This window comes from Nocardia aegles (assembly GCF_052545135.1).
In genome coordinates this window covers 524765-542091 of the sequence record NZ_JBQWRI010000001.1, presented here as the reverse complement: position 1 = coordinate 542091, position 17327 = coordinate 524765, and the positions used below count along the sequence as shown (strand labels likewise).

16 protein-coding genes, 2 tRNA genes and 1 pseudogene are annotated in these 17327 nt (G+C 69.0%); 7 read left to right on the top strand and 12 right to left on the bottom strand.

The features are described 5' to 3' along the window. Positions 1-285, top strand: a complete 285-nt coding sequence (locus ACT89H_RS02630; protein WP_445106839.1) for a YciI family protein — start codon at positions 1-3, stop codon at positions 283-285. Between the two features lie 4 nt (positions 286-289). Here the strand turns inward: ACT89H_RS02630 and ACT89H_RS02625 are convergent, their stop codons facing one another. Next, positions 290-1270 carry a TerC family protein gene (locus ACT89H_RS02625; protein WP_445106838.1) on the bottom strand — a complete coding sequence of 327 codons (981 nt, stop codon included), beginning with the start codon at positions 1268-1270 and terminating at the stop codon, positions 290-292. 690 nt (positions 1271-1960) lie between these two features. On the opposite strand from ACT89H_RS02625, the gene ACT89H_RS02620 reads away from it, so the two are divergent. The 3 genes from ACT89H_RS02620 (at position 1961) to ACT89H_RS02610 (ending at position 3861) form a co-directional block, all read left to right on the top strand. Beyond that, positions 1961-2033: transfer RNA gene (locus tag ACT89H_RS02620), tRNA-Arg, on the top strand. A gap of 27 nt (positions 2034-2060) precedes the next feature. Next, positions 2061-2134 (top strand) — tRNA-Leu (locus tag ACT89H_RS02615). Between the two features lie 260 nt (positions 2135-2394). Continuing rightward, positions 2395-3861: an MFS transporter gene (locus tag ACT89H_RS02610; RefSeq protein ID WP_445106837.1), complete on the top strand. Its 1467-nt coding sequence runs from the start codon at positions 2395-2397 to the stop codon at positions 3859-3861. Between the two features lie 183 nt (positions 3862-4044). On the opposite strand, the gene ACT89H_RS02605 is transcribed toward ACT89H_RS02610, so the two are convergent. Both ACT89H_RS02605 and ACT89H_RS02600 read right to left on the bottom strand, forming a co-directional pair. Further along, the gene (locus tag ACT89H_RS02605) at positions 4045-6630 is read right to left on the bottom strand and encodes a DNA translocase FtsK (protein WP_445106836.1); all 2586 of its coding nucleotides are present in this window, start codon (positions 6628-6630) and stop codon (positions 4045-4047) included. A gap of 116 nt (positions 6631-6746) precedes the next feature. Beyond that, entirely contained in the window at positions 6747-7370 is a 624-nt protein-coding gene (locus ACT89H_RS02600) for a TIGR03085 family metal-binding protein (RefSeq protein WP_445106835.1), read from the bottom strand. 431 nt (positions 7371-7801) lie between these two features. Between ACT89H_RS02600 and ACT89H_RS02595 the strand changes: the two genes are divergently transcribed. Together ACT89H_RS02595 and ACT89H_RS02590 are read left to right on the top strand one after the other, a co-directional pair. Next, positions 7802-8182, top strand: coding sequence for a DUF4189 domain-containing protein (locus tag ACT89H_RS02595; RefSeq protein WP_445106834.1), 381 nt, complete (start codon positions 7802-7804; stop codon positions 8180-8182). Between the two features lie 29 nt (positions 8183-8211). Beyond that, positions 8212-8769 carry a WKL family lipoprotein gene (locus ACT89H_RS02590; RefSeq protein WP_445106833.1) on the top strand — a complete coding sequence of 186 codons (558 nt, stop codon included), beginning with the start codon at positions 8212-8214 and terminating at the stop codon, positions 8767-8769. A gap of 63 nt (positions 8770-8832) precedes the next feature. Here ACT89H_RS02590 and ACT89H_RS02585 read toward each other — a convergent pair whose 3' ends face one another. Together ACT89H_RS02585 and dapA are read right to left on the bottom strand one after the other, a co-directional pair. Beyond that, positions 8833-10809, bottom strand: coding sequence for a ribonuclease J (locus tag ACT89H_RS02585; protein WP_445106832.1), 1977 nt, complete (start codon positions 10807-10809; stop codon positions 8833-8835). After that, complete coding sequence (gene dapA / locus ACT89H_RS02580) at positions 10806-11714, bottom strand: 4-hydroxy-tetrahydrodipicolinate synthase (protein ID WP_445106831.1); 909 nt, start codon at positions 11712-11714, stop codon at positions 10806-10808. Before dapA ends, ACT89H_RS02585 begins: the two co-directional genes overlap by 4 nt. Before the next feature lie 148 nt (positions 11715-11862). Here dapA and ACT89H_RS02575 point away from each other — a divergent pair, with 148 nt between their 5' ends. Beyond that, positions 11863-12306, top strand: coding sequence for a hypothetical protein (locus ACT89H_RS02575; RefSeq protein WP_445106830.1), 444 nt, complete (start codon positions 11863-11865; stop codon positions 12304-12306). 10 nt (positions 12307-12316) lie between these two features. Here the strand turns inward: ACT89H_RS02575 and ACT89H_RS02570 are convergent, their stop codons facing one another. The 7 genes and pseudogenes from ACT89H_RS02570 to ACT89H_RS02540 all read right to left on the bottom strand — a co-directional run bounded on the left by ACT89H_RS02570 (position 12317) and on the right by ACT89H_RS02540 (position 17323). After that, positions 12317-13516, bottom strand: a complete 1200-nt coding sequence (locus ACT89H_RS02570; RefSeq protein WP_445106829.1) for a winged helix-turn-helix domain-containing protein — start codon at positions 13514-13516, stop codon at positions 12317-12319. 31 nt (positions 13517-13547) lie between these two features. Beyond that, positions 13548-14567 carry a DUF8320 family protein gene (locus ACT89H_RS02565; protein WP_445106828.1) on the bottom strand — a complete coding sequence of 340 codons (1020 nt, stop codon included), beginning with the start codon at positions 14565-14567 and terminating at the stop codon, positions 13548-13550. After that, positions 14560-15885 carry an ATP-binding protein gene (locus ACT89H_RS02560; RefSeq protein ID WP_445106827.1) on the bottom strand — a complete coding sequence of 442 codons (1326 nt, stop codon included), beginning with the start codon at positions 15883-15885 and terminating at the stop codon, positions 14560-14562. Before ACT89H_RS02560 ends, ACT89H_RS02565 begins: the two co-directional genes overlap by 8 nt. Then, positions 15849-16568, bottom strand: a complete 720-nt coding sequence (locus ACT89H_RS02555) for a response regulator (RefSeq protein ID WP_445106826.1) — start codon at positions 16566-16568, stop codon at positions 15849-15851. Before ACT89H_RS02555 ends, ACT89H_RS02560 begins: the two co-directional genes overlap by 37 nt. A gap of 86 nt (positions 16569-16654) precedes the next feature. Further along, positions 16655-16756: pseudogene (locus ACT89H_RS02550) on the bottom strand (flavodoxin family protein); the annotation flags it as partial. A gap of 142 nt (positions 16757-16898) precedes the next feature. Continuing rightward, positions 16899-17030, bottom strand: coding sequence for a hypothetical protein (locus tag ACT89H_RS02545; RefSeq protein WP_445106825.1), 132 nt, complete (start codon positions 17028-17030; stop codon positions 16899-16901). An 11-nt stretch (positions 17031-17041) separates the two neighbouring features. Beyond that, positions 17042-17323, bottom strand: coding sequence for a hypothetical protein (locus ACT89H_RS02540; protein ID WP_445106824.1), 282 nt, complete (start codon positions 17321-17323; stop codon positions 17042-17044). Positions 17324-17327: the final 4 nt, after the last annotated feature.

The following is a 17327-nucleotide window of genomic DNA, read 5'->3' as shown; positions in this document are numbered from 1 at the left end:
GTGCCGATCTTCGCCGTCCACTACGCCTATTCCGAGGCCACCGCCGCGGGCCGGGACGTCCACCGTCCCGAGCACCGGGCCTGGCTGGTCGGCCTGCTCGAGGCGGGCACCCTGCTCAGCAGCGGTCCGTACCCGGACGGGTCCGGAGCGCTGCTGCTGTTCCGCTCGCAGGACGCGGGACAGCTGAAGGATCTGCTGGCCCAGGATCCCTTCGCCCGGGAAAACCTCGTCGACGACGTGCGCGCCGCGGAATGGGCCCCGGTCTTCGGCGCCTTCGCGCCCTGAGCGGCTACCGGTCCGCTCGGACGCGCGTACGGAGCAGGCTGGCGACCGTCGCGACCACCAGGATGACCAGGATCACGCCCAGCGAGACGGGCGTGGAGATCTCCGGGACCGCGACGTGCTCGCCGCCGTTGACGAACGGCAGCGTGTTCTCGTGCAGTGCGTGCAGCACGAGCTTCGCGCCGATGAACGCGAGGATCGCCGCCAGCCCGTAGGACAGGTACACCAGCCGGTCGAGCAATCCGCCGATCAGGAAGTACAGCTGTCGCAAGCCCATGAGCGCGAACGCGTTGGCGGTGAAGACCAGATACGGCTGCTCGGTCAGGCCGTAGATGGCCGGGATCGAATCCAGCGCGAAGAGCAGGTCGGCGAACCCGATGGCCAGCAGCGCCAGCAACAGCGGCGTGACCACCCGGCGTCCGTCGACCCTGGTCACCAGCTTGTCTCCGTCGTATTCGTCGGTGGTCGGCAGCACCCGCTTGGCCAACGCGACGATCCGGCTGTCGCGTTTCTCCTCGACCTCGACCTCGTGGCCGCTCTCGCGTAGCAGCTTGACCGCGGTGTAGACGAGGAACAGACCGAACAGGTAGAACACCCAGCTGAACGCGCTGATGGCGGCCGCGCCGACGGCGATGAACGCACCGCGCATGGCCAGGGCGAGCACGATGCCGATCAACAGCACCTTCTGCTGGTAGATCCGCGGCACCGCGAAGGTGGACATGATGATCAGGAAGACGAACAGATTGTCCACCGAGAGCGCCTTCTCGGTGACGAAGCCCGCGTAGTACTCCCCGGCGTAGGTCGACCCCCACTGCCAGGCGACCACGCCGCCGAACAGCAGCGCCAGCCCGATGTAGACCGCGGACCAGAACCCGGATTCCCGGAACGTCGGCTCGTGCGGAGTGCGGACATGGGTGAAGAAGTCGAAGACGAACAGGGCGAGGATCACCGCGACGGTGATCGCCCATTCGAGTGCGGTTACGTGCATAGGGCGTTCCGATCCGAGAACATGCTGTCCATAATGCCCGATTTGTCGGTTACTCCGCGATAGCGGATCAGTTGCCGCCCATAATTCCACACGCGTTCACCCGGTCGTTCGTGCCACTGTGGGCGCTGGTAGCCGACGACCACCGCGCCCTCGACCGCGCCAACTGCGATGAACGCGCACGCAGCCACCCGGCGAATATCGGTCGACCGCTTCGTCACCGCCCCGGCTCGCTCAGCGACGTCGTGCGCTTCACTCTGCCGCTGCCCGTGGCATCTCCGGCCTGCGCGGTGTGCACCCGCAGTGCCACATCGGCACCGGCACTCGGTCCTCGGCACGGCGCGGCGATGACCGGGCTCGACTGAAAGGCTGCCGTTGAGCTCCACCCCAGGCACGCGAGAACTGAACCCGGTAGGTCGGCGGCGACGCAAACCGGTACTCCACACCGGCATCCGGTGCTACTTTCTGAACTGCGAAGATCACAGACCACAGGAAGGCGAGACGATGACCACGACGGCTGGGCGACCGGGATTGCCGAGCAGTGCGTCGCGCGTCCGTACCGTGCTATGGGTCTGCCCCGTCTTCTGGCGGATGAGCGCGCGGAGCCGCCCCTGAAACGGGTCTTTCGCAGACCCGCACCGAGAAGGGGTCACTCCGCGGCGAACAGCCTGGAGTGACCCCTCTTTCGTGCGAACGGACATAGCGCGGCCGGTAGCGCGGCGGTCGCCGAAACCGCAGACCGTGGGTTGGAATCCCGCCGTCCGTGGTGAACTCCGACAGGTCGACCGACCGATCCCTCGTAGCCCAATCGGTAGAGGCGCCGGACCTAGATTCCGGTAGATGCGAGTTCGAATCTCGCCGAGGGAACGAATGCGACAGCTCGAGCGGTTTCGAGCTCGCGACAAAGATTCCGGCCAGGCCCGAACGCGGATGGCTGGTTCAGAGCAGACGACTTGACGATGTCGTGAACCCGCGGTGGCACACGCCGTCACCGCAGCGAGGTGGGCTCCGATGCGTAGGTGCCGGTACCCGCCACCGCTCATCGCGAGCGAAAGTCTGTTGCGAATGCGACACCGCAGACAAGATCATCGGATGAATTGTGCTCTGCCGACCGCGTCGGCTCCGCGATGACCGAGACGGCGTCCTTCGCAGCCGGCGGGCAACCCGGGGTCGGCATCTCGACCGACCCGCCGATCGAACCGGCTCCCGCCGCCTACGACGAACGCATGGCGTTGTGGACCTGTCTCGGTGCGGGCTTCGCGACACTTCTCGACGGCGCGGTGATCGCCTTCACCGCGCCCGCGGTGCAATCCTCGCTCGGCCTCGCCGACTCCGACATCCAATGGTTCCTGGCGTCGTTCTCGCTGATGTTCGGCCTCGGGCTCGCCCCGGCCGGTCGGCTGGGCGACGCGTACGGACGGCGCGGACTCTTCATCGCCGGACTCTCGCTTTTCCTGGCCGGCGGCGTCGCGTCGGCCATCGCCTCCGGCGCGTGGTCGGTCATCGGCGGACGGCTCGTTCAAGGCTTCGGCGCGGGGGTCATCAGCGCCCAGGTGCTCGCTGTCATCCAGGACGCTTTCACCGGACGATCTCGATTACGCGCACTGGCCGGATACACCTCTGCCGGCGCCTGGGCTGCGATCGCCGGTCCCTTGCTGGCCGGCGTCGCGATGTGGGCGTTGCCGGCCGAATCCGCGTGGCGGGTCATACTGCTTCTGCCCGTTCCGTTCACAATCGCGGCGATCGTGCTCGGTGTCCGAGGTCTCCCCCGCGTGCCGCGAGTGCGACGCAGGACCGACCTCGATCTGCCGGGTATCACCGTGCTCGGTGGGCTCGTAATCCTCGTGACGATCCCGGTGATCGAACCCGGATTGCCTGTGCCCGCCATGATGGGAGTGTTCGCGACGTGCGCTTTGCTCGTCGCCGGTCTCGTCCTGTGGGAGCGAGGCTATGCCCGCCGCGGCAGACTGGCGCTTTTCGCACCCGAGCTGATGCGTTCACGAGGTTATGTCACCGGAAATGTGGTGGCAGCGTTGTGGTTCGGGTCGGTCTTGGCCTCCGGCACCGTCAAGACCATCTATTTCCTCCAGGTATGTGACATCCCCGCGCTTGCCGTCGCCGTGGCGCTGATCCCTTCGGCCCTGGCGCGGATCGTGGCGGCCCGCTGGGGGCAACGGCTTTTCGCAACCCACGGCCCGACGTTGATCACCTACGGACTCGTGGTGCAGACCGTCGGTCTCGTAGCGAGCGCGGTCGCGGCTCTGTGCAGTGACGGATGGCCGTTGTTCCTGGTCCTTTCGGCGCTCCAGATCGCCTCCGGTCTATCCGGCGGTGTCGTGGAACCCCCGCTGCGAGCCGTCACCCTGGCCTTCTCGCCACCGTCCCTGCATGGTGTCGCGGCCTCATTCCTGCAACTGACACAACGCCTTTCGGCGACACTCTGCATCGCGCTCAGCACCGGAGTGCTGCTCGCGTTCGGGGCGATGGTGTCCGGGCGATCACTGTGCTGGGCGATGTTGCTGTGCGCGGCATGCTCGGCAGTGGCCACGGCCGTCTCGCTTTCCCATCAGCTCCGAACCGATCCACACCCGTGACGGCGGATCCTCCATCCGGATTCGTGCGCACCTCGAGTATCGAACCCGGCATGATTCAACCTCGTGCACTCGAGTCCACCAACGTCGGCTTCCGTGCCGGGTCAGCCGCTCAGGGTTGCAGCCTGCTCAGCAGGTATCACCACGGCGACCGCCGCCCCTGAAACGGGTCTGGACCCAGCCTGATCACTCCGATGACTCGGCGGGGTCACCGCCGTCCCCGCCGCCGCGGATCGACCACAGCAACCCTTCCAGCTCATCGGGTTTCACCAGCACATCGCGTGCCTTGGAACCCTCGCTCGGGCCGACCACGCCGCGGGTCTCCATGAGGTCCATCAGCCGCCCCGCCTTGGCGAAGCCGACGCGCAACTTGCGCTGAAGCATCGAGGTGGACCCGAACTGCGACGTGACCACGAGTTCCACCGCCTGCAGGAAGACGTCGAGATCGTCGCCGATGTCGGGGTCGACGTCCTTCTTCTCGCCCGCCTTCGCGGCGGTGACGCCCTCTTGGTATTCCGGCTCCGCCTGGTTCTTGGCGAAGTCGACGACGCCGTGGATCTCCTCGTCGCTGATGAACGCGCCCTGCAACCGCGTCGGCTTGCCCGCCCCCATCGGCAGGAACAAGCCGTCGCCCATCCCGATCAACTTCTCCGCGCCGGGCTGGTCGAGGATGACACGCGAGTCGGTCAGCGAGGAGGTGGCGAAGGCGAGCCGGGACGGGACGTTGGTCTTGATCAGACCGGTCACCACGTCCACCGATGGCCGCTGGGTGGCCAGCACGAGGTGGATGCCGGCCGCACGGGCCTTCTGCGTGATGCGGACGATGGCGTCCTCCACGTCGCGTGGAGCGGTCATCATGAGATCGGCCAACTCGTCGACGATGGCCAGGATGTACGGGTAGGGCCGGTACACCCGTTCACTGCCCAGCGGCGCGGTGATCGCCCCCGACTTCACCTTCCGGTTGAAGTCGTCGATGTGGCGCACCTTGTTGGCCTGCATGTCCTGGTAGCGCTGTTCCATCTCCTCGACCAGCCAGGCCAGCGCCGCCGCGGCCTTCTTCGGCTGCGTGATGATCGGCGTGATCAGGTGTGGAATGCCCTCGTAGGGCGTCAGTTCCACCATTTTCGGGTCGATCAGGATCATCCGGACCTCGTCCGGTGTCGCCCGCTGCAACAGCGACACCAGCATCGAGTTCACGAAGCTGGATTTACCCGAGCCGGTGGAACCCGCGACCAGCAGGTGCGGCATCTTGGCCAGATTCGCCGAGACGAACTCGCCCTCGATGTTCTTGCCCAGACCGATGACCAGCGGGTGGTGGTCGTTGCGCGTGGCGGGCGCCTTGAGGACGTCGGCCAGCCGGACCAGCTCCCGGTCGGCGTTCGGCACCTCGATGCCGACGGCGGACTTGCCGGGGATCGGCGCGAGCAGCCGGACGTTCTCCGTCGCAACGGCGTAGGCGATGTTGCGCGCCAGCGCGGTGATCTTCTCCACCTTCACGCCGGGCCCGAGTTCGACCTCGTAGCGCGTCACCGTCGGGCCGCGGACGAACCCGGTCACCGCGGCGTCGATCTTGAACTGCACCAGCACCTCGGTGATCGCCTCGATCATCGATTCGTTGGCGGCGCTGCGTTTCTTGGGCGGATCCCCGTCGGTCAGCAGCGACAACGGCGGCAGCGTGTAGTCGCCTTCGACCTCGCGGTCGGTGACGAACTCCAGCTGTTTCGGCGGCGGCGTCTGATCCACCGCCGCGGCGGGTCGCTGTTTCTTCGGCTTCGGTGTCGGCGCGGGATCCTCGGCCGCGATCGGTTTCGCGTCGCGCAGCGGTGGTTCGCCGAGCGATTCGGTGACCGCTTCGGGATCGCCGAACTCGTCGGCCGGGTAGTTCTCCACGGGCGTGCGCCCACGCCGCTTGGCGGTGACGCGGTGCACCGGGAATCCGTCCGCGTCGTAATCGGCCGGGTCGTGGTCCCGGCGCTCGCCGTCGAATTCGCCGTATTCGCCGCCGATCTCGGTGCCGAGGTAAGCCCGCAGCTTGGCGGGCACCTCGCGCACCGTCGTCCCGGTCACCAGCAGTGCGCCGAAGACAATGGCCAGCAACAGGATCGGGACCGAGAGCCAGGCGGTGAGGCCGTCGGTCAGCGGCCCTCCCGTGACGAGGCCGACGAAACCGGCTGCCCGGGAACGCCCGTGCGCGTCGGTGGGAGCGCCCGCGGCGATGTGCCACAGCCCGAGGACCGGCAAGCCGATCAGCAGGCCGCCGAGCACCAGCCGCGGCCGGATCTCGGGGCGCGGTTCGGTGCGCATCAGGACGACGGCGATTCCGGAGGCGACGAACGGCAGCGCGGCGGAGGCCGATCCGGAGATCGCGCGGATCACGTCTTCGACGAGGTGGCCGATGGGGCCGCCGGCCGACAACCAGACCGCCGCCGCTATCACAGCGCTCAGCGCGATCAGCCCCAGCGCGATGCCGTCGCGCCGATGTCCGTGTTCGATCTCGCCCGCGCGGCTCAGGGCGCGCGTGGTCGCGCCGAGCCCGCGAGCCACCATGGTCCAGCCGCCGCCGATGCCCCGCGTGATCACCGTGAGCGGAGCCGTATCGGATGGACGGCGCACCGGGCGCCGGGCCGCGGGGGCGCGCCTGCGGGGCGTGGCGGTCGCTCTGGGCGTCGCCGTGCGGGGCGTGGCCGCGCGAGACCGCGCCGTGGTGGTCCTCCCCCGCGCCGATCCCGCCCGCGCCCGAGTCGTCGAGGTGCTGCGGGACTTACCTGCCATGGCCCCAGGCTAGCCGCAATCGCCCCATCCGGACCATCCGCAACACTGATGCCGTCCCGCCTCGCGCGGCTTTTCGCCGGTCCCCGGTTCCGCGCGAAAGGGCGACGGCACGGAAATCAGACCGATCGGTCCGACTCGACTACCGCCCGGACGGCCTCGGGGGATCCGGCGGTCTCCAGCCGCACTTCGTCCCGGCCGAACGCGTGCAACAGCAGTTCCGACGGCTTGCCGGTCAGCGTGACGACGTCGTCGGACGCGGACCGTGCCACCGTGCGCCTGCCGTCCGGCGTCACCAGTTCGACCGTGACCGGCACCGTGCGGTAGGCCATCCTGGCCATCGTGCACAGCACCGACCAGAGGTGGTCCTCATCGGCGGCGGGCAGTTCGCGCGGCTGCCAACCGGGCTCGGCGCGGCGCACGTCCTCGTGATGGACGAACATCTCAGACAGATTGACCACGGCGTCGACCGGCCGCAGCGGCGACCACCATGGCGGGCCGGTACGCACCTGCTCCAGCAGGTCGGGGAACGGCTTGCTCGCCGCCTTCGCCTGGACGCGCTCGAGATACCCCGCGAGCGGCTTCAGCAGAATGCCCGGCGCGGCATCCGGCCGTCGTTCGCGAACCACCAGATGCGCGGCCAGATCACGCACCGTCCAGGCGCCGCAGAGCGTCCGCGCGTCCGGCCCCGCCGCCTCCATCGCTTCCACGAGTCCCCGGCGTTCCCGCTGTGCCATAGTCACAACCCGAACATACCGACCACTCGGCCACGCCGCCGCACGGCACGACGCACCGCGTTCACCGAGACCGCGGCGACCGACCACCGGAACCGAAAGCCATGCCGCACTTCGGCGTTGTTCGCGCGGGAGGACGCGCACACCTACGATCCCTTCGTGGCGAGCGCCTACGCGTTGGGCGCCACGAAAGCGCTGCGGGTCGGGACCGGTAGATGCCGTTGCCCTTCTCGGAATTTCACCACGCAGGGGCCGGAGCACCGGCGTCCGAGTTGCGGGGCACGTGACCATGCGCCAGATCGGTCGAGGCGCGTCCATATCACAAACGTTCGCCGCTTTCCTCGCCGGGAAATCTCCGGCTAGCGCAATGAGAATCGGCTCTGTACCTTGTCACTCGGTCCATCGGGTCGTGGGCCGATGACAAGAAGGGGCAAATCCTCGTGAAGAAGTTTGCTACGGGTGTGGCCGCGCTCGCAGCGGTCGGTGCCGCGCTGGCTGTCAGCGCGCCCGCCGCGAACGCCTACACCAATAATTACGGCGCGATAGCGCTGTCCACCTCCACCGGTTTGATCGGGTACTCCTACGACTACCCGAACTCGGCTGCCGCGGAGCAGCGCGCCGTGAGCTCCTGCGGCGCAGGGGATTGCCAGTCGGTGGTCTGGTTCCGCAACGGCTGCGGCGCCGTGGCGTACTCCAGTGGCACCGGCACCTGGAGCTGGGGGTACGCGTCGTCGCGGCGCAGCGCGCAGGGCCAGGCTCTGGCGCACAACGATTCCGATGCCTACATCGTGCACTGGAACTGCACGTCCAACCACGGCTGACGCCCGGACCTCGAGTCGAAGGAAACAACGTGAAGCACCGCACTTTCCGGACCACCGTGGCCGTCGTCCTCACCGCACTGGCCTGCTCGTCGACCGCATGCGCATCCAACAACGAGTCCTCGTCCACGAGCACCAGCCCCGATCCCGGCCACGCGGCGGGTGAGTTGGAGGGCGGCTCGAACAAGGGCGACAAGGAGGCCGGCTCCGCGCCGACCACGCCGTCCTCGCCTGCACTGCCGAAGCCCACCGCACAGCAACTGAACGAGCGGCTGCAGAAGGCGTTCGACCCGAACGTGCCGAACACCGAGAAGATCAGCTGGATCCAGGCGGCCGAGCAGGATCCCTACCTGGTCGCCAATCTCGTCGACGCCGCGAAGAAGCAGAAGGTCGCCGTCGAGGTCACCAACGTCGGCGACCCGAAGGACGGCAAGCTCAAGGCCGACGCCAAGGTCACCATCGACGGGACCCCGGTGGACAACGCCTTCATCCAGTTCGTGTCGGAGGGCGGCCAGTGGAAGGTCGACCACACCTTCGCCTGCAATATCGTCAAGAGCGCGAAGATCGAGTCCGCGGCCTGCCAGGAGTAGGCCGGCTGATGCTCGTAAGCGCCGGACAGCTCGGCTGTCCGGCGCTTTTCGCTGTCCGGGAGGTCACACCCCGATGACGGTCGGCACGATCATCGGACGACGACGGTAGGTCTCGGCCACCCAGCGACCCACCACGCGGCGCACACCTTGCGCGATGCGGTGGATGTCGGTGACACCTTCGCCCGCCAGTCGCAGCAGTTCGGCTTCCACCAGTTCCGCCGCGTCGAGCAGTGCGGTCGGATCGTCGGAGAAACCGCGTCCGCTCAGCTCGGGAGTGCTCACCGCCTTGCCGGTGGTCTCGTCGATGGCGACGGTGATGGCGATGAAACCGCCCTCGCCGAGCACCAGCCGGTCCGACAGTGTCGACTCCCCGACATCGCCCACCGACAGCCCGTCGACGTACACATGGCCCACCGGCACCCGGCCGACAACCGAGGCGATGCCGTCGACCAGATCGACGACGACGCCGTCCTCGGCGAGCACCACCCGCTCCTGCGGCACCCCGGTGGCCACCGCCAGCGCCGCGTTCGCGCGCAGGTGGCGCCACTCGCCGTGCACCGGCATCGCGTTGGTCGGCCGCACCGCGTTGTACAGGTACAGCAGCTCGCCCGCCGAGGCGTGCCCGGAGACGTGCACCTTGGCGTTCTGCTGGGTGATCACCGTGGCTCCGAGCCGAGCCAGGCCGTTGACCACCGCGAACACCGAGTTCTCGTTCCCGGGGATGAGCGAGGAGGCCAGCACCACCAGGTCGTCGGGACGGATGTTGATCTGCCGGTGGTCACCGCGCGCCATGCGTGACAGCGCCGACAGCGGCTCACCCTGCGAACCCGTGGAGATCAGCACCAAGCGGTGGCTGGGCAAGGTGGCGGCGACATCGAGGTCGACGACCACGCCGTCCGGCACGGTCAGATAACCCAGATCCTGGGCGATCTGCATGTTGCGGACCATCGAGCGGCCGACGAAACACACCCGCCGCCCGTACTTCTGGGCCACGTCGACGACCTGCTGGATGCGGTGCACGTGACTGGCGAAGGACGCGACGATGACCCGGCCGTTCGCCTTGCCGATGACCGAGTCGAGCACGCCGCCGATCTCGCGCTCCGGCGTGACGAAGCCGGGGACCTCGGCGTTGGTGGAGTCGACCAGGAAAAGGTCGACGCCCTCGTCACCGAGCCGGGAGAACCCGGCCAGGTCGGTGAGCCGTCCGTCCAGCGGAAGCTGGTCGAGCTTGATGTCACCGGTGTGCAGGGCGACGCCGGCCGGTGTGCGGATGGCGACGGCGAGCGCGTCGGGGATGGAGTGGTTGACCGCGAAGTACTCGCAGCCGAACGGGCCGTGTGTGGTGTGCTGACCCTCGGTCACTTCGATCAGCTTCGGGTGCAGGCGGTGCTCCCGGCATTTCGCGGCGACCAGCGCCAGGGTGAACTTCGAGCCGACGACCGGAATGTCGGTCCGCAGCCGCAGCAGGAACGGCACCGCGCCGATGTGGTCCTCGTGTCCGTGGGTGAGCACGACGGCCACCACGTCGTCGATCCGGTCCTCGATGGGGCGGAAGTCCGGAAGGATCAAATCGACGCCCGGCTGCTGATCCTCCGGGAACAGCACGCCGCAGTCGACGATCAGCAGCTTGCCGCCGTACTCGAAGACCGTCATGTTGCGGCCGATCTCGCCGATGCCGCCGAGGGCGACCACGCGCAGGCCGTTCTCGGGCAGCGCGGGCGGAGCGCCGAGCCGGTCGTGCGCGGCGATCGGATCAGCGTGCGCCGGCGGCTCTTCGCCCCGCCGCGCACCGGACTGCCCCCGTCCGCGACCCCCTCGCCGGGGCCCCGCATCCGGTGCCTTCGCCCCGCGGCGCGGCGGCACGGGCGCGGCCTCCCCGGCCGGCACCGCGGCCACCGTCGGCTCGTCGAGCGCAGGTTCGGGCAGCGCGGCGGTCTCCGACGGCGCGACCGGTGTCGTCTGCTCCGCCGGTGCGGAGGGGGCCGGTGCTCCCGCGGGGCGGGACGCACTGCGGCGGCGACGGGGTAGGGACTCGCTCACGAAAGCACTCCAACCGCTCGCAGTTCCGCGGCGAGCACCTCCAATTGCGCGCCGGTCGGCATCAACTGCGGCAGCCGCGGTTCGCCGACCTCCACACCGAGCAGCCGCAATCCGCCCTTGCTCATCGCGACGCCGCCCAATCTGGCCATCGCGGCGTGCAGCGGCAGCAAGGTGGTGTTGATCTCGCGGGCGCGCACGACCTCGCCCGCCGTGTACGCCTCCAGCAGCGCGCGCAGCCGTTCAGGCGCGAGATGCCCGATGACGCTGATGAATCCGGCCGCGCCGACCGACAGCCAGGGCAGGTTGAGCGCGTCGTCGCCGGAGTAGAACGTCAGACCGGTGCTCGCGATCAGCTCGGCGCCCAGGTTCAGGTCGCCCTTGGCGTCCTTGACCGCGACGATGCGGGGATGCTCGGCGAGCGTGCGGATGGTGTCGCCGGCGATCGGCACCGCCGACCGTCCCGGGATGTCGTACAGGGTGACCGGCAGATCGGTGGCATCCGCTATGGCGGTGAAATGAGCGACCAGCCCCTCCTGGGAGGGCCGGGAGTAATACGGCGTCACCACGAGCAAACCATGTGCGCCCGCCCGCTGCGCATTGCGGGCGAGCTCGATCGAATGCGCGGTGTCGTAGGTGCCCGCCCCGGCGATCACGGTCGCACGCTTGCCGACGGCGTCGACGACCGCGCGCAGCAGATCGGCCTTCTCCGATTCGGTGGTGGTGGGCGATTCACCGGTGGTTCCCGAGATCGCGAGCAGGTCGACGCCGCGATCGACCAGGCGGGCCGCGAGCGCGACCCCGGCATCGACGTCGAGCTTGCCGTCGGCGCTGAAGGGGGTCACCATCGCGACACCTACCGTGCCGGACGCACGCAGCTCCGTTGGCGTCGATTCACCGTTCTTCATGGTCAGAAAGGCTACCCGGTCTCGGACACGCCCTCGACACCGTCGTCGGCGATCAGGCCGCAACAAGGACGCGAATCCATATCGCCGACGGCGCCATGATGTCATATTGGCGCTTGCTCGACATCATAAATGACGTCACACTGGCGTCATGGATTTGAACAAGTACACCAGTCAGCTGCGCGAGAACCTGATCGCCGCCGCGGCACTCGGCGACGAGAAGACCCAGGCCACGGCGGCCGCTCTGGCCGCGGCGACGGAAGGCCCGGCCCGCTTGGTGCTGCTCGCCGCGCTGTCGGACCTCGCCGCCGAGGTCAGCGCCGCGCTCGACCACCGCACGGTGCACGTCTCGGTCGACGGCACCGACGCCTCTATCGATGTGCGCAAGAGCACTGTGGGTGAGGAGCCCCCTTCCTTCGAGGAGATGACCGGAGACATCAGCAGGGTCACGCTGCGGCTGGTGGAACAGATGAAGGCGCGTGCGGAAGAGGCTGCCGCACAGAGCGGTCAGTCTCTGAACTCGTGGCTGTCCAGCGCCGTCCACGGGGCCCTGCGCGACCAGATGCGCGGGTACGGGCCCAAACGAGACATCTGAACCGGTCGCGCTACAACAACGCGGCGAGGTTGCCGCGATCGCCGATGACGACCTCGTCCAGTTCGAGCCAGTCGGCGAGTTCGCGCAGCGCGCCGCCGAGGGCGTGCGCGGTGGCCGCGGTGTCGCGCCCGGGTTCGGCGAACGCGGCGGGCACCCACAACCGGCCGTTCGCGCGTTCCGCCCGCAGATCGACGCGGCCGACGAGTTCGCCGTCGAGCAGGAACGGGAAGACGTAGTACCCGTGCACCCGTTTGTGTTCAGGGGTGTAGATCTCGATGCGGTAGCGGAAGTCGAAGATCCGCTCCGTTCGGGCACGGAAGAAGATGAGCGGGTCGAACGGGCACAGCAGTGCGGCGCCCTCGATGCGACGCGGCGTGGGCGTGCCCGCCCGCAGATATGCCGGCTTCCCCCAGCCCGCCACCTCTACCGGGATCAGCTCCCCCGCGCTCACCAGATCGGCGATGGCCGGTTCGGTCTGGGTGCGTTGCAGTCGGTAGTAGTCGCGCAGGTCCGCTTCGGTGCCGATGCCGTGTGCGGTGGCGGCACGCAGCACGAGTTCCCGGACGGCGTCCGGCTCGGCGATCTCGCGGGCCAGGACGTCCGCGGGTAGCACCCGCTCGGTGAGGTCGTAGTGCCTGGTGAACCCCACGCGTGTGGCCACCGACAACGCGCCCGCCGCGAAGAGCTGCTCGCAGATCATCTTCGTATCGCTGAGATTCCACCAGGAGCCCTTCGGGCGCGGCTTGTCCAGCTCCAGGTGGCGCTCCACCTCGCCCGCGGTGGCCGGGCCGACCGCGGTGATCACGTCCAGAATGTCGTTGCCCAGGGTCGGATTACGCTCGACCACCTTGCGCATACCCGACCAACGCCCGTGCTCGTACCGCCGCATCCGCCAGCGCAGCAGCGGCCAATCCTCCACCGGGATGAGCGCGGCCTCGTGCGCCCAGTACTCGACCAGCGACCGTGGCCGCCGCGAGCCGTTGCTCCACGCGACCCGATCCAGGAGCGTGCGGTCGTAGGGCCCGATCCGGCTGAACACCGGCGCGTAATGCGCCCGCACCACCGCCGAGACCGAATCCAGCTGCAGCAGCTGTGTCCGGTCCACGACCCCGAGCACCGTCCGCCGCGTGATCCGACCGGGCCTGCGCGCACCGAAGCCCTGCGCCGCCAACGCCGTTCGCCGCGCCCCCGCAGCGCTCATCTTCCGCATGCGCGAAACGATGCCATGCCCCTCCGACACGTCAGGTCGATACCGTGACCGCACCCGTGGCGTCGATCTCGGTGCGGCGGTCCCGGTCCGACGCGGTGGCCAGGACCGTGGCCAGGACGCGGCGGCCGGTCGGGAGGATACGGACGGTGACCGAACCGTCGTTCGCGGCGTCCAGTTCCCTGGTGGCGGTGTCGATCACCTGCCGGCGCACCCGATGCGGAACGCCGGTGAAGCCGCCGTCGTCGAGCAGGATCACCTCGACCCCGCGGGAGCGGGCCCCGCGGGCGGCGCTGCTGAGCCGGCCGGTGGCCAGCTGCGGGGCCCGAAGACCATCCCGGAGTTCGGCTTCCAGGAGCCTGCACTGTTCCCGGTCGGCGGCGGTGAGGTCGTCGCCATCGGCGATGCGTTCCAGGATCGGACGCGCCACCGCGTCCAGTCGCGCCAGCTGACGGGTGCGTTCGGAGTTCTCCGCGGCCATCGCGGCCTCGGCGGCGGCGCGCATGGCCGCTTCCTCGCGCAGCAACCGCAGCGACCGCTGGGTGGGCCGCATGATCGCCGCGAACAGGGAAACCCCGGCGACCGTGGCGACCGGCACGATCGAACCGACGACGACACCCACCCGCAGGCCCGCCACCACGCCGACCACGGCGATCACCACGCCGATGCCGGCGACACCGAGCCAGGCCGCGGCCAAGCGTCCGCGCAGCACCAGTACGGCCAGCACATAGGACGCGGCGAACGCCGTCCATACCTGCTTCGACCAGCCGTGCTCGACATCGAACGAGGTCAAGGTGGTGGCCAGCGGTCCGGAGGCGGCGACGAACACGGTCGCGCGCCAGGGCAGCGGATCGGTCGGCGCCGCCACCACCACGACACCGGCCAGCGCCAGCACGACCAGCGCCGCGACCGCCGCGGCCACCGGCGATTCCGAAAAGTTCCGGACCATGTACAGCACGATGGTCGCTTCGAGCACGACCAGGAACAACCAGGCCGCCCGGTCGCGGAGCCCGAGCAGATCGCGCAGCGCGAATTCGGTCTCCCACTCAGCCATTTCCGCCCCACACCAGCGTCACGGTCGTGCCCTGGCCCGGCTCGGATTCCACGAACCCGGCACCACCGGCCAGCCGACGCATACGGCCCAGGATGCTCACGGAGATACCGAGGCGATCGACGGGCACTTCGCTCAGGTCGAAACCCGCGCCGTCGTCGCGGAACACCACACGGATCCCACCTGCGCTGATCGTCACCGTAACTGTCCGGCACACCTCCCGCCCGGCGACGGTGGCGTGCCGCAGACTGTTGCGCACTGCCTCGGCCAGCGCGGCCGCGATGGTGCTCGCGGCGTCCACCGGCAGGTGCAGGTCGTCGAATCCGGCCCAGCGCCGCGTGGTGAACCGAATGCCCGGGTTCACCTCGTGTACGGCCGAGCGGAGGAAACCGATCGCCGATTGCGCGTCCAGGCCGTCCGGTTCGGTCTCGGCTACCCGGCATTCGTCGAGTTGTTCCAGGGTCCGCTCGGCTTGGCGGCGTAGCACCGGAGATTCGGTCCCGGCCCGCGAGGCATCCAAGAGGGTGGACAGCACCGCGTCGTGGATCAGCGCGGCGAATCGCGCGCGTTCCCGTTCCCGGGCCGCCGCGCCCGCGACCGCCGCCGCGCGGCTGCTCTCGATCGCCGACTCACGATCCACTCGCGCCGCCGCCGCCCTGGCGTAGATCACGCACCACAGAAACAGCGCACTCAACCCCGCCGCCCTGGCGAAATCGCCCAGCAGCGCCAGCGCGGTGGTCTCCCGCAGCACGACCAGGTTGGCCAACGCGCTGAACGCCGCGCCCACCACCAGGTAGGCCACGGCCAGCGGGGGACGCCAGGCGAGCACGGCGGCGAGCACGCCCAAGGCCAGCACCCGGTACAGCCAGACCGACGCCGCCCCTTCGGCATTCGGCACCGCATACGCCAGCGGAACCACCGCCATCGCCCCGAGGAAGCTCACCGCCGCCGCACCGGCGACCCGCTGGATCACGCGCGCGCTCATGCCGACCGAGACGACCGCGAGCACCGGGAACGGTCCGAACGCCAGCGCAAGCTCGACGACCGTCCAGCGTACGGGCACGAAACGGCTCTGATCGGCGATCTCGGGCAGTTCCACGATCGCGGCGATGACGCCGGCGATGCCGATGGCGAAGCCGAACCGGCGCAAGATGTGATCGGCGGCACCCTCGGAGGCTTTCTCCCTGGATCGCAGGAGGACTCCGCGACGCCAACGGCTCGCACGCGGCCGGTCGAGCGGGAGCCGGCGGGGGTGCTGCGGAGTGTCCAGCATGCTGGACGTGATCATCCGCGCGGCTGCCGCTCGGGAACCGGCAACCACCCGTCCTCCACCGCGCGCTTGTACAAGTCGGTCTTGGTGGGCGCCGGACGACCGGCGTCGGCGTATTTCTGGCGGATCCGGCCGAGATAGTCGTTGACCGTCTGCTCGGACAGACCGGTCAACCGTGCGACCCGGGATGCTTTCTCACCGGACGCGTAGAGCATGAGCACTTCCTCTTGGCGCGGGCTCAGGCCCACGTCGGACAACTGCGGATCGCCATCGATGGCGGCCGCCCAGTCGGTGGTGACCACCTGTTCGCCGCCGGCCGCACGGCGCACCGCGGCGACGACGGTCGGCACGTCCTCGGATTTGCGCACCACACCCAGCACGCCGGCGCGCGCGGCGGAACGCACCAGGAAAGCGTTGTCCGCGCCGGTGAAGACCAGCACCTCGACGCCACGCTCACGCAGTGCGCGCACGTTGTCCTCGGGAGAGGAGCCGTCGGCCAGCCGTAGGTCCAGCACCACCAGATCCAGTTTCGGCGCGCCGTCGACGGCGGCCAGCAGTTCCCGGACGGTGCCCGCGGTCAGCACCAGATCGAGATCTGTTTCCGGCGCAAGCATCGCGGCGAGACCGATCGCGACCGATTCGTGGTCCTCGACCAATCCGATTCGGCGCGGGGCGTTCTCGCTGCCTTCGGCGCAGGTCACCTGGTTCTCCCATCCCGAGCTACTCGTCCTCATCCCCACCGCGACAACAATGGTCGACAGTATGCCGGGCGATGGTGCGCCTTGGTCAGACACCAGAATTCGGGGGAGTCAGGGCATGAGCCCGGTTCGGCGCCCTCGGTGCCTTCGTTGCCGTGCAGGTACAGGCCGTACGGACGCCCGCGGGTCGAGTCGAGACACGGATAGTAGAACGTGTCGAACGCGTCAGATCACGTTTGAAGTCCCCTACTATGGCGGCCCCGCTCCGCGCCCTCGTCTACACCTGTGTCAGCTCCGACGACGCAGGCGGCCGGTCCGTCGAGGAGCAGAAGGCCGAGTGCCGCGCGGTCTGGGTGGCGCTGCGCGTCAGCCGTCTTCGTCCTCGATGCGCTGCCGGATCACCTCCACCGTCCGGTCCTTCGGAATGTGCTCGGGCCAGAAGATGACCGCGACCATCACGGCGCCGGGCAGTGCGAAGACCAGCACCCATCCAAGCATGATCCACATCGTCAGACCTCCGGGTCTCGCACCGAGATCGGCTCCAGGTCGATCGTGGCCAGGCCACAGAGCACGGCGGTCAGAAGCTCTGCGTCCACGGCCGTGCCCTTTACGGCCTCGAGGGCGGCCGACACGTCGGCATCCAGCTCGGCGTACCACTCCTCCGGGCTGACCGGCCATCCGTCGGCACAGACGAACGACCACGAGCAGTCGTCGTGGTGGAGGTAGCAGCGTGAGCCGTCAATCGGCGCGAGCGCCCGCTTCCGCATGTCCTCATCGGTCCGTCGTCGCATGGGT

Bases quoted from the DNA above. Each gene is read 5' to 3' on its own strand.
- ACT89H_RS02625 (WP_445106838.1), bottom strand. From the start codon at position 1,270: ATGCACGTAACCGCACTCGAATGGGCGATCACCGTCGCGGTGATCCTC.
- ACT89H_RS02610 (WP_445106837.1), top strand. From the start codon at position 2,395: ATGACCGAGACGGCGTCCTTCGCAGCCGGCGGGCAACCCGGGGTCGGC.
- ACT89H_RS02605 (WP_445106836.1), bottom strand. From the start codon at position 6,630: ATGGCAGGTAAGTCCCGCAGCACCTCGACGACTCGGGCGCGGGCGGGA.
- dapA (WP_445106831.1), bottom strand. From the start codon at position 11,714: ATGAAGAACGGTGAATCGACGCCAACGGAGCTGCGTGCGTCCGGCACG.
- ACT89H_RS02575 (WP_445106830.1), top strand. From the start codon at position 11,863: ATGGATTTGAACAAGTACACCAGTCAGCTGCGCGAGAACCTGATCGCC.
- ACT89H_RS02570 (WP_445106829.1), bottom strand. From the start codon at position 13,516: ATGCGGAAGATGAGCGCTGCGGGGGCGCGGCGAACGGCGTTGGCGGCG.
- ACT89H_RS02565 (WP_445106828.1), bottom strand. From the start codon at position 14,567: ATGGCTGAGTGGGAGACCGAATTCGCGCTGCGCGATCTGCTCGGGCTC.
- ACT89H_RS02555 (WP_445106826.1), bottom strand. From the start codon at position 16,568: ATGAGGACGAGTAGCTCGGGATGGGAGAACCAGGTGACCTGCGCCGAA.
- ACT89H_RS02545 (WP_445106825.1), bottom strand. From the start codon at position 17,030: ATGCTTGGATGGGTGCTGGTCTTCGCACTGCCCGGCGCCGTGATGGTC.
- ACT89H_RS02540 (WP_445106824.1), bottom strand. From the start codon at position 17,323: ATGCGACGACGGACCGATGAGGACATGCGGAAGCGGGCGCTCGCGCCG.